Source organism: Sphingobacterium paucimobilis HER1398 (assembly GCF_000416985.1).
GTDB classification, from domain to species: domain Bacteria; phylum Bacteroidota; class Bacteroidia; order Sphingobacteriales; family Sphingobacteriaceae; genus Sphingobacterium; species Sphingobacterium paucimobilis.
On sequence record NZ_ATDL01000012.1, the window covers coordinates 67,176 to 79,466 of the forward strand.

7 protein-coding genes are annotated in these 12,291 nt (G+C 39.9%); 1 reads left to right on the top strand and 6 read right to left on the bottom strand.

Translation table 11 applies throughout. The annotated features are described in order from the left end of the window. From M472_RS30700 to M472_RS30715, 4 genes are all read right to left on the bottom strand, one after another. The gene (locus tag M472_RS30700; protein ID WP_021069719.1) at positions 1-3,225 is read right to left on the bottom strand and encodes a SusC/RagA family TonB-linked outer membrane protein; all 3,225 of its coding nucleotides are present in this window, start codon (positions 3,223-3,225) and stop codon (positions 1-3) included. A 77-nt stretch (positions 3,226-3,302) separates the two neighbouring features. After that, positions 3,303-4,781: a glycoside hydrolase family 32 protein gene (locus tag M472_RS30705; protein ID WP_037458339.1), complete on the bottom strand. Its 1,479-nt coding sequence runs from the start codon at positions 4,779-4,781 to the stop codon at positions 3,303-3,305. Between the two features lie 20 nt (positions 4,782-4,801). Further along, positions 4,802-5,680 (bottom strand): PfkB family carbohydrate kinase, encoded by an 879-nt coding sequence (locus tag M472_RS30710; RefSeq protein ID WP_021069721.1) that lies wholly within the window; start codon positions 5,678-5,680, stop codon positions 4,802-4,804. Position 5,681: 1 nt separating this feature from the next. Further along, a complete protein-coding gene (locus M472_RS30715; RefSeq protein ID WP_021069722.1) occupies positions 5,682-7,019 on the bottom strand; it encodes a sugar porter family MFS transporter in 1,338 nt (445 codons plus the stop codon). Between the two features lie 335 nt (positions 7,020-7,354). Here M472_RS30715 and M472_RS30720 point away from each other — a divergent pair, with 335 nt between their 5' ends. Then, a complete protein-coding gene (locus M472_RS30720; protein ID WP_021069723.1) occupies positions 7,355-10,057 on the top strand; it encodes a substrate-binding domain-containing protein in 2,703 nt (900 codons plus the stop codon). A gap of 63 nt (positions 10,058-10,120) precedes the next feature. On the opposite strand, the gene M472_RS30725 is transcribed toward M472_RS30720, so the two are convergent. After that, positions 10,121-11,137: a hypothetical protein gene (locus M472_RS30725; protein ID WP_021069724.1), complete on the bottom strand. Its 1,017-nt coding sequence runs from the start codon at positions 11,135-11,137 to the stop codon at positions 10,121-10,123. A gap of 70 nt (positions 11,138-11,207) precedes the next feature. Beyond that, entirely contained in the window at positions 11,208-12,248 is a 1,041-nt protein-coding gene (locus M472_RS30730) for an alpha/beta hydrolase (RefSeq protein ID WP_021069725.1), read from the bottom strand. Between the last annotated feature and the right edge of the window lie 43 nt (positions 12,249-12,291).

Genomic DNA, 12,291 nt, shown 5'->3' on the forward strand with positions numbered 1-12,291 from the left:
CTAAAATTTAAGGTTAACGCCTCCCGTAATTACTAGAGGATTGGGATATCCCAAAGCAGGTGATTCTGGATCCATACCGGTAAAAGAGCTGTTCTTATAAAGAATACCCAAGTTGTCACCGTTTACATAAAAACGAACAGACTTTAAGCTATACTTTCCTATTGTCAGGTTTTTTTGAAGCGTATACCCCAATTGCATATTCCGAAGTTTCATATAGGATCCATTCTCGATCAAGTACGTTGACATTCTTCCTTCATCGTTTCTATTTAACATAGAGACAGCCGGAATAGTCGAATTCGAATTTTCAGGTGACCATGCGTCTAATAGCCTTTTCCCTTTATTAGAATTGGTATTAGTCACCGCCCAAAAATCTGTCCATATCTTAGTTTCATTATGAATATCAATTCCACTTATCCCCTGCAAAAACAGAGAAAAATCAAAATTACCATAGTTTACACCGAGGTTAAAACCATATGTAAAATCCGGAAGCGGAACTCCTATCCAGGTACGGTCATAGTCGTTGATGATACCGTCATTATTCAAATCTTTGTATCGTATTCTGCCAACACCTTTACCATTCTGCGTCCCGTGATTAGAAACTTCATCTTCATTTTGGAAGATACCATCGGCTACATAACCATAAAAAGATCCCAGTGTTCTTCCAAGAATATTTTGGTCTATACGTGCATCACCACCATACGAATTAATGACCTCCACAGGAAGTTTTGTCACTTTGTTCTTGACGAAATCGATGTTAAAGCTGCTATTTATAGTCAGCTTATCATTCACCACGGTTCTATTTCCCAGTGCTAATTCTAATCCCTTATTTTGCAAGGAAGCACCATTAAGCCAACGTCCGCCTCCTTCTCCTAATACCGCTAGATATCCTGGCTTCAACAAAATATCCTTCGTGTCCTTAATGTAGTAATCTATCGAACCAAATAACATTTGATTGCGAAGCGAAAAGTCCAATCCTATATTAGATTGGGTTGTCGATTCCCATCTCAAATTTCGATTTCCGGTCTGTGTCTGCACATAACCACTTGGCAATGTACCAGAACCTGCCCCAGTGATATCGTAGGAAGTGGTGTTATAATTAACCGAATATATATCAAAGATGGCATGGTCATCGATTTCTTGATTACCTGTTATCCCCCATCCATAACGCAGTTTCAATTCGTCGAACAGATTAAGCTTTTTCATAAAGCCCTCTTCACTGATTCTCCAACCGACCGAGAAAGCGGGGAATGTTCCGAACTTATTATTCTCACCAAATCGCGACGAACCATCATGTCGGATAGTCACAGAAGCCATGTACCTATCATTAAAAACATAATTTACCTTGCCAAAATAAGAAAGCAGAGAATAGCGTAAGCCACTCCCGCCATTATCTTTGAGACCGGTACCAGCATCAAGGTACATAAATTCAGGGTTGACATTGACATAGTCTTCACGGGAGCCAAAGAAAGTAGAGTATCTGCTCTTAAATAGTTCCATGCCCACTAAAGCGTCCAAACTGTGTACATCTGCAAATTTTTTAGTAAAATTTAATGTATTGGACCATGTTGTTTTTAGATCATGCCATTGACGGGTATTGACTTTATTGAGTGGATTTACCAAATATCCGGAAGTATAGGCCTTCTGCCAATTACGAATATAATCTTGACCGTAGTCAATACCAAAATTGGTTCGGAACACTAAAGGCTTGATCACATTCATCTCTGCAAACACATTTCCAAACATGCGGATATAATGATCCCTATTCTGTTTATTGTCTTCTATTATTCTCGCCGGATTATGTCTATCATTCATACTGCCGTAAGGTCCACCCCAGCCGATTCCATCTACCGTATGTACTGGAATCATAGGCGCAGCCTGTATGGACTCATTGATAGGCACAGAGCCTCCTTCATTAAGATAGGTTATACTAAAATTCTCTCCCACCTTAATAGCATTATCAAGGAGATTATAATCCGAGTTAAAACGAAGAGATGTCCTTGAAAAGCTACTTTTCTTGACCAAACCATCATTTGCAAAATAGCCAAGGCTGAATAGTGACGAACCGGTTTCTGATCCTCGAGATACACTTGCATCATAATTCTGCGTCAAACCGGTTTGTGTGATCTCATCAAACCAATCCGTATCTGCAGTCCTCATCGTCTCTTCGGGATCTAGAAATTCCTTTATCTGCAGATTATCTAAAACGTAATTTGTTCCCTCTTTGTGATAAGTAAACTGAAAAGGGAGGTTTAAGGCGTTAGGATCGGCCCCATTCGAAGTCTGTGCTTTAAACAACGTCTCCGCATATTCTTGTGTATTGAGCATTTTCATTTTACTCGTGTACTTAGAAGCTGCCACATAAGAATTAGCATCAACTTGAGTAACGCCCTTCTTTCCCCTCTTGGTAGTGATGATAATGACCCCATTAGCGGCTCTTGATCCATAGATACTTGCCGCACTGGCATCTTTCAGCACCTGCATGCTTTCGATGTCGAGTTGATTTATACTATGCAACCCGACTTTTGAAGGGACACCATCTATGATATATAGTGGATTGTTATCATTTAAGGTTCCGATCCCTCTGATCCTTACGGTCGCCGCCCCGCGTGGAGAACCATTGGATGTAATATACACACCAGGAACTTTGCCCTGAAGAGATTTCATTGCGTTTCCAGTCGATTGTTGATTCAAATCTTTCATGTCTACGACATGCACAGCGCCTGTTATATCTTTCTTACGCTCTGATTTGTAACCTGTCACAACGACATCTTCTATAGTCTGTAGGTCTTCTTCCATATCAAGTGTCAAAAACTGCTCTGTTGACACCTTGATCTCCTTAGGAAGATATCCGACAGATTTAAAGACCAGAACAGTCCCAATTTCTATCTCCACCTTAAATGTACCGTCTATAGTTGTAGCACCCAAGCTTTGCCCTGAACTCTTGACCGTAATACTTACTCCGGTTAGAGGCGATTTGTCAACCTCCCGCAGTACTTTACCACTGATTTTTATCTTTTTTTGCGTTACAGGGTTATGTTCAATGGGAGCTTCGTATGCTTTCCAAAAGGTATTGGCAGCATATGTGTGATTTCCCAAGACCATCAAAAGAGGAAGAAATATCCCCTTGCTAAAGGAGCGATTCTTCGATGACTTAATAGAGGAGCCTCCCTTAGGACTACGCAATAGGTGTCCTGTAGGCATAAAATGCTTTTTAATTTTTATCATAATACAGGCATTTAAAATTATAACGTCTTCCTCCTTATCCTTATGGAATCAGGATAAAGAGGAAGACTAAAAATTGATTACTTTACATATCGATAAAGATTCATATTTCCTGGATTGATAGAAAAGCTAGTCTTCACGCTATCAAAATCAGCCTCATTGAAAAATACAGAGGTAATGGTGACCAATCCTTCATTCACAAAGACTTCTGCAGAAGTTTTATCCAGATAGATATCCAGGTTACACCTGCCGTCACCTATTGGACTTTCAGCCAACATCTTTTTCGCAAAGTCTTTATGAAAGCTAATCAACCCACCTTCCGATCTATTCAGCGCAAAATACCCAGATTTCTTACTGTAGTGTAGGCTCAAAGCCTCGCCAATTGAATTTTCAAAGACTACCCTAAAATCCTCACTTAGGTCAACTCCCTTGAAGCTCAATTTCAAGGCGTTATTAAATCCTTTGATATCTAGACTATGAGTAGACCTTAAACGATTTGCTTCTGCCTTTAGATTTTTTTGATAACCTGCTATAGGGAAGCTTGTCAGATAGTTTTTACCCTGTACCTCAACAATTTTTAAATCCCGCACCGTAGTCATTGCACTTCTCCATTTTTCAGTTGGCACCGCATTGGCATACAACCAATTGCTCATCCATCCTATAAATAAGTGTTTATTTCCGACATTACTCCAAGTTACCCCCGCATAATTGTCTGTACCCCAATCCAGCCATCGTGTTTCCTTATCATGAGGCTTAAAAGTCGTTCCATCAAAATCACCTAGAAAATACTGAGTTCCACTGCCGCCGTTAGGTCCTCCTGGGTTAACACTAACAATGAGCACCCACACATCTTTTGTTCCCGATTTCATGCTAATTAAATCTGGGCATTCCCAGACTCCGCCATGCGCACCATAACCTTCTCCAAAATCACTCAGCTTATCCCATTTTTTTAGATCTTTGGAACCATAAAAACCTATTTTCTGTCCTTCTGTTATACTCATTATCCAGGTTTTACTAGCCTCGTGCCAGATAACCTTCGGATCTCTGAACGCTTTAATTCCAGGGTTGTCAAGTACGGGGTTATTCGCATACTTTGCCCAAGTGCGTCCGTTATCGGTACTGTAAGCCAAGCTTTGCGTTTGGAAACGCTTACGTTTTCCGTCTTCCTGTGTTTCATAGTTGGAGGTATAAAAAGCGATCATAGCATTCTTTCCAAACCCGGCTACATTGTCTTTGTCTATAATAGCACTTCCCGAAAAGATAGTTCCTAGTGAGTCCGGATATAGCGCTATTTCTCGATGCTCCCAATCAACAAGATCCTTGCTCACTGCATGTCCCCAGTGCATAGGACCCCATTTCGAACTATTGGGATTATGTTGATAGAAGAGATGATACAAACCTTCGTGATACACCATGCCATTGGGATCATTCATCCAATGCTGTTCGGGCGTAAAATGATATACAGGTCTGAATTTCTCGGGATTATCGGTCTGTGCACTCAATCGAAGTGTGGCCAATAATAACAGCGCAGCTACTTTTATACTTTTCCTTTTCATCATCAATTTATGTTATAACTTTACTAATTACCAATTTCATCGCAACTATAGTCGGGACAGCCCCCTTTTTTACTCGATACCAGACCTGCTAACGCAATAGCATAATCCATGGAACTCGCTATGCTATCCCCTGATATCCTACGTGTCAGAAAACCTGCTAAAAAGGAATCACCACTCCCTATCGTATCTACTACCTCAACAGATTTAGCTTCTCGAAACACATGATCTAACGTATCCTTAGCTTTATACAACGCTCCTTTTTCGCCTAAAGTCAATATCGTTTCCTTGATATCAAAAAGATCCATCAGGCTGTTGAGCTGAGCATCAATATCGATATTTCCTATCCCGGCCCAGTCTGAGATCAACAGCAATTCCTCTTCATTTAATTTCAAGACATCAACATAAGGCAGTATATCGAATAGCAGATACTTTGAATAATAGGGCTTACGGAGATTGACATCAAATACTCTCGTCGCTGTGGTATTCTTCAAAAAATACATCACAGTATCCCTCGATACAATATTTCTAAATACTAGACTCCCAAAAACTAAGTAATCGACATCTCGCCATGTGCTATCTTCCTGAGGGATATCGATAAAATCCCATGCTGTCGGAAAAACAATATCATACTTCACCGAATTGGTATCATCGTAATAAACATTGACTCGAGAAGTCGCTTTTTCATGGTCAATCTGAACCTGCGAGGTATCCATTTCGTATCGTTTCAAGAACGCCAAAATTTCGTGCCCATCTTCATCATTGCCAATGCGGCTCAACATACTTACCGATACATTTAATCTATTTAGGTGATACGCTACATTAAATGGCGCTCCACCTATCATCCTTCCTGAAGGTATCATATCCCATAATACCTCTCCGATACACAACACTTTTTTATCCATACTAATCTTTGTCCATCTGAATACGTTCCAAACTCATTCCTTTTGTTTCAGGCATCAATTTCAATGTATATATCAATTGGAACACCATACATACTGCAAAAATCATAAAGGTATATCCTCCACCTATACGCTCCGTCAAAATAGGGAATGCAAATGTTATCACTGCTGCCAATACCCAATGTGTCAGACTTCCTAATGTTTGTCCTTTTGCTCGCACTTCATTTGGAAATATCTCGGATATAAACACCCAAATCACCGCCCCTTGGGAGAAGGCGAAAAATGCGATAAAGAGCATCAACAACATGACGATGATATTACCGTTCGCTAAAATACCATTATCGCCATTTGCTAAAGCAAAGAATGATAAAGAAACTAAAAAAAGCGTCGCTATCAACCCTAGACTGCCTATTAGCATAAGCTTCTTACGACCGTATTTATCAATTACATTAATAGCAAGCAAAGTGAAAATAAAGTTGACCGTACCTATACCTATCGTAGACAACAAGGAACTCTCTGCTCCTAATCCAGCAAGCTCAAAAACACGAGGTGCGTAGTATATAATTGCATTTATACCAGCCAATTGATTAAAACAGGCAAATAGAACAGCGAGAATAATAGGCCGTGCATACTTCTTCTGAAATAAAGCCTCTGTGCCAGTCTGCTTACTGCTGGATTGCTCTTTAATGCGTACAAAATCAGACTCATAACTGACCTCACTTACCATCTTTAATATGCCTTTTACCCTCGCGTCGTCACCAGTTTTAAGCCAAAGCCATCTCGGACTTTCGGGCAATAGTGGAATCAAGATCAAAAACAACAATGCAGGAACAGCCATTACTCCCAACATCCAACGCCAAGCCTCTTCTCCCATACCAGCGAGAAAATAATTGCTCACATAAGCACACACTATACCCAACACAATATTGAACTGAAACATACCGACCAACTTGCCCCGCTTATCCGCTGGAGCTAGCTCTGAAATGTAAATCGGTCCGACAATCGAAGAGATACCGACCCCGACACCACCCAAAAACCGAAACACCATAAACAAAGGCCAAGATTGGGCAAAGGCTGTCAACAATGACGATACAAGATACAAGACGGCAACAATGTATAAGGTGTTTTTACGTCCGAATCTATCCGAGGGCACTCCGCCTATCAATGCTCCAAGCACCGTGCCGATCAAAGCTATAGACATGGTGAAGCCATGTTGTTGGGAACTTAAATCCCAAAAATGCTGGATGTCCTTTTCCCCTCCTGAAATCACTGCAGTATCAAAACCGAATAAGAATCCACCAAGGGCAATAATAAAGGTCCAAAAATTGATTTTGTTGTTCATATAATTATTTATAGTATTAAGACCATCAGGACAAAAACAAACAGATTATTATTCATCATAATAGGTCATTTTATTCTTCATAACACAGCCAGACAGCACGAATACATAGTTTATACTATTATGATTGTAAAAACATCTGGCATTTGATGTTTATAATTGTCATACCAAAATTAGAAGAGAATACCATCAAAGAACAGCAATACTGAAACTATAACTAGCAGTTTTGTCAACTCTATACAAAAAATATAAAAACCTAAAAGATAGACTATTAAAAAACATCGATATAATTTTATATTACAATTTTGTACTTTCGAGTTTACATAAATACCAATCGAATGAACCTCAACTGGATTTGTCGTCTTTCACTTTTTAGTTTTTTTCTTTTAATAGGATGTACAGATTCTAAAAAGAATCAATCCTACCATATAGTTTTCTCACAGTGTGTGCTTGATGATGCCTGGCGGAAAGAGATGCTGGAGGAAATGCAAAGGGAACTGTCTTTTTATCCCCATGTTGACTTTACCCTTTACGATGCAGATGGCAGTAGTGCAAAACAGATCCAACAGATCGAGCATATCTTGCAGAAGCCAATAGATTTATTAATCGTGAGTCCCAATGAATCAGAACCATTGGCACCTGTTGTGGATCGCACCTATAGACAGGGAGTCCCGGTTATCGTAGTAGATCGCAAGACTTCAACCGAACACTACAACTCCTATGTAGGTGCTAACAACTACCAGGTTGGTAAACTTGCATCATTAGTCATTACACAAGATAACACAGACAATAACCTAAGAGGCAAGGTTATATACATAACAGGACTCACGAATTCATCAGCATCTATAGAGCGTGAAAAAGGATTCACTGATGGTTTGAAAGAATATATATCAAACGACAACCTCATTCGTCTTGTAGGAAATTGGCAACCAGAATCAGCGCCGACAGCCTTACGAAATCTAGATCGACACACGATTGAACAGGCGGACTATATTTTTTGCTTCAATGATCCTATGGCATTTGCATGCAGTCAGTATCTAGATTCCCTACAATTGGCCAACAAACCGCGTATAATAGGAGTAGATGGGCTATATGGACCGAAAAACGGACTGAATCATGTCATCAACAAATCCCTCTTTGCCACCATACACTACCCCACAGGAGGTAAAGAAACTATCCGTACCGCTATGGCGATATTAACAAAGCAGGAATATCAACGGAATATAGACCTGGGCACGATGATTATCGATAGCCAAAATGTTCATTTATTGAATGATCTGGAAAAAAAAGTCAGCGACCAATATGCAGATATAGACAGGCAACAGATTATTTTGAATAAACTAAAAGGAATCAACAAATTAGAATCCATCAAATCAAACTTTTTCTTAGTCCTACTTATATTTTCTATTATAGCGCTGGGACTGATCCTATACATACTAAGGAATCTAAAAACGTCAAAAGCCACTATCTCAAAAAATAATGAGACGATAAGTGCACAAAACGAAAAACTGGAAAATCTGTACAGCGAACTCAGTGACAACTTTAGAGAAAAACAAAATCTCTTTAAAAACCTCACCTATAGCCTAAGCAATCCGCTCGCTCTACAAAATGCGCTCCTCAAAGACCTAAATAAAAAAGGATATAGTTACAGTATTGAACAGACCCGTAATATCAATAATCTACAAAACACGACAAACAGGCTTCACAATATTTTCCAGGACATAAAGAATCTGGAAAACATCCATAAAAATGAAAATCTGCATGTAGAGGAGACTGACTTCGGGGAATTACTCCGTAATGCCTTGTATAGCTTGAACAGTTTACTCGTTGAAAAAAGGATAAACTTCAAGGTGGAAAATCATATGGATCATAACCATATCCTGATCAGCAAAGTATGGATGGAACGGGCATTATTTAATTTCATTGAGTTTTTGATAAAGAACATGCCTGAAGAAGGGTCCCTCCGATTCAAACTATCCAATACGATCAATGAACGAAGAATAAGCTTCCAGGCCATCGCTGGACCGTTTAGTTCTTCTGCGCTTGACAGATCCAAACTCCAAGAAGAGTTACGTCTAGGCGTCAGCATCTCCTTCTTTCAAGATGTTATAAAACAGCACTTGGGAGAGATCAATTTCGATTTTGATCATAATTTTATCACTTTCGACATTGCATTTTCCCAACTCGAACTAAAAGACGAGCTGGTCAATGATAATGAAGCTGATCCCTATCTCGCACAGCTAACAACCCCCACAGTGAGGGAGAACTTTCTCCGCGAAAAACCCAGTCTTATATATATCGACAACGACCCCGACTGGCAGGCTTTAATCTACGATACATTTCACAACAGCTACAACGTACTGCCAGCACATTCTTTTCATGAAGCTAAAGACCTCTTGAAGACCTATGCTGTTGAAGTCATCATAGGTGAATATGTTATAAATCAGACTCCGTACACGAATTTCCTGAAAGTACTGCAAGACAGCTCTGAGTATAATAACATTCCATTTATCATGTTTAGCACCAATGATGCAGCTCAAGAAGAAGCCTACGATACCGGATGTGATCTTTTTATACACAAAAGCACCAGCATACAATTGCTACACAAAGCGACAAATAACGTTTTAACACAACGACGTCGACTGATCTATAAACTACAGCATTTCGGACCGAAAGATATACAACTGATAGAAAACAGTAATGAAAGAGAAAATTATCGGCCATTCGTAAAAGAAGTGAAACGAGTCATGGAAGAACATATAGCAGACAATACATTTACCATAAGTGATCTTGCAAAGAGGTTCAACCTTTCTAGAGTACATTTTTACAATCGCTTCAACGAAGCCTTTGAAACATCTCCTGCGGATTACCTACTTAATCTGAGACTAAAAAAGGCAATGAATTTACTCCTTACTCCTTTAACAATCTCCGAGATAGCATTTCAATGTGGATTTTCGTCACCAGGCTATTTTACAAAAGTGTTTTCACAAAAGTATCACCAAAGTCCAAAAGCTTACCAACGCATGCACAGCAAAAGGTAAATATAAAAAAGGCCATAGGCGCAACATTGCTCCTATGGCCTCTAATGACAATTGCCCTGTTGCCTAAGGTTCGAATATAATTTTGTAAGCTCCTTTATTAGTTAGATCCTTATTGTTGTACACCCGTTCTCCCCCATCGATACGCCAATTCCTTACATTAGGTTGTCCGTATACCAAATGTGAACTACTGTGTCCCGCTTCAGGAACATCTTGTATCTTCCAGTTAAACTCAAATCCTTTGGCTTTTGCCAGATTCTGCCCCATAATGAAATAATTCCATCCTCTTTCATGGCGATGTTTGCCTTGGAGCAAAGCTACCGCATTCTCAGGTGTCCCTTCTTTCATCAATTCCGTATCATTGGTTCCTACAAGAATTACAAGATTTCGCTTAAAGAAAGCTTTTAACCGATCGTCTGTAGCAAATGGCGTATTTTTAAAAGAAAAAGGCCAACCTGAAGGATCTGCTGACAATCCATTAGGTGAGATCAAATCCTCCGCCATCGGATAGGTATAGTTTCCAGGATTTCCAGCTACCGCAACACCTACCCGCGCATGCGGCATCATCAACAGATAACGATGTACAAATTGCCCGCCAGCAGAGTGTCCAAACATATCATACGTAGCCGCTGTACTCCCTGTACATTCTTTAAAGTAATCAAAAAGGTGTTCAATCATTTGATAAGTCCATTTCTCTTCTGGCTTAAGGACAAACTCCTTAGCTGTCTCAGAGACTCCTCCAAATTGATAATCATTCTCTAAATAACCATTCTTATGGACAAACTGAGGAGCTAAGACAATAAATCCGTGCTCCTCTGCAAGATTCCGCCATACTCCCCGCTGTACCAAGCCACTCCGCTCTGCGCCGTGCATAGAGAAAAGAACCTTCATCTTCTTTATATTTCCCCTCGAGGGAATATAATAAAATAATGAAATCGGTTTATCGCTCAAAGGTGCATAGCCACTATACTCTATCACCCCACCTCCACGCTTAAATGGATTATCTTTTCCTTTTTGAGCAAATACTGCCGTTCCCATAAATACCAGCAGCAATAAACTGGTCAAAAAAACTTTATTTTTCATTTTATTATCTTTCAATCGTTGATGAGCATCAATGCAAAAAACATCCAGTGCTCATTTAATCTTATATTTTTCAATTAAAAAGCAGATTAAAAGCGGCATTAGGACCTAACTTTGTGATATCTGCCGCATTAGAAACTACTCCGCCATATACCATCCTTAGAGACGAGTGTGTTCCGTCTACCACTTCAGCTTTCTGAAAAGCTATGGGAGCCTGCATTTCTCCCGCTATACGTAAGCTCTCTTCATAAAAAAAACGACCTCGATCCAGGCGATGTTTTCCCTGAGCATTGGCAGGAGCATCCCTTGGAAGGCTTGAATCATTCTCGTCTATATCCAATTGTCCCAATTGTATATAGAGTTTCTTAGCAAAGTATTTCTTAAGGTAATTTTCATCGCTCATAGGGCTCCCATACACGGCATTGGGCCAACCGTAGGTCTTATTGTCTGTACCCGTAATTCCATTCAAGTAAGGAAATGTCCACCCACCAGGATTCGCTGCGACAGCCTTATCGACGCGAGCGTCTGGCATTGCTAATAAAAACCGATGCACAAATTGCCCTCCTGCCGAATGACCAAACATATGATAAGAAATCGCTTTACTATCTGTTTCCTTTTTATAGTAGTCAAACAGCGCTTCTATTGTTTGATAGGTCCATTTATCTGGTGCGTTAGCTATCGTAAAACTTGTATTGGTAAACACCCCACCAAACTGATATTCGTTCTCACTGTAATAAGCTTTAGCATACTGCGGTGCAATGACTACAAACCCGTTAGCTTCCGCTAGGTACTTCCATGCATTCCGTTGTATTGTTCCGTCTCTTTCCGCACCATGCATAGAAAATAAAACAGGCATATTATCTATATTTCCTGTCGTAGGAATATAGTAATAGACGGTGATTGGCTTATTGGACAAAGGTTCATACCCTTTATAGGTAAAAGAGCCCTCACCGCGTTTCAGGAAGACACCGTCCTTCGGTATTTTGGATGGAGGCGGTATAGGAGGTTCAGGTGTTTCAGACGACTTACAACCGCTCCAAAGACCGATAAAAACGATCATAAACAGCTTAAGCATAGCGACACGAACATTCCCTACTCTAATTTTCTTTTGCATAAGATATACTATTTTAACACACACGCTCTTTAACATTTCTTTG

Excerpts from the sequence above, each read along its gene's own strand:
- M472_RS30705 (WP_037458339.1), bottom strand. The coding sequence starts at position 4,781 with ATGATGAAAAGGAAAAGTATAAAAGTAGCTGCGCTGTTATTATTGGCC.
- M472_RS30710 (WP_021069721.1), bottom strand. The coding sequence starts at position 5,680 with ATGGATAAAAAAGTGTTGTGTATCGGAGAGGTATTATGGGATATGATA.
- M472_RS30725 (WP_021069724.1), bottom strand. The coding sequence starts at position 11,137 with ATGAAAAATAAAGTTTTTTTGACCAGTTTATTGCTGCTGGTATTTATG.
- M472_RS30730 (WP_021069725.1), bottom strand. The coding sequence starts at position 12,248 with ATGCAAAAGAAAATTAGAGTAGGGAATGTTCGTGTCGCTATGCTTAAG.
- M472_RS30715 (WP_021069722.1), bottom strand. The coding sequence starts at position 7,019 with ATGAACAACAAAATCAATTTTTGGACCTTTATTATTGCCCTTGGTGGA.
- M472_RS30700 (WP_021069719.1), bottom strand. The coding sequence starts at position 3,225 with ATGATAAAAATTAAAAAGCATTTTATGCCTACAGGACACCTATTGCGT.
- M472_RS30720 (WP_021069723.1), top strand. The coding sequence starts at position 7,355 with ATGAACCTCAACTGGATTTGTCGTCTTTCACTTTTTAGTTTTTTTCTT.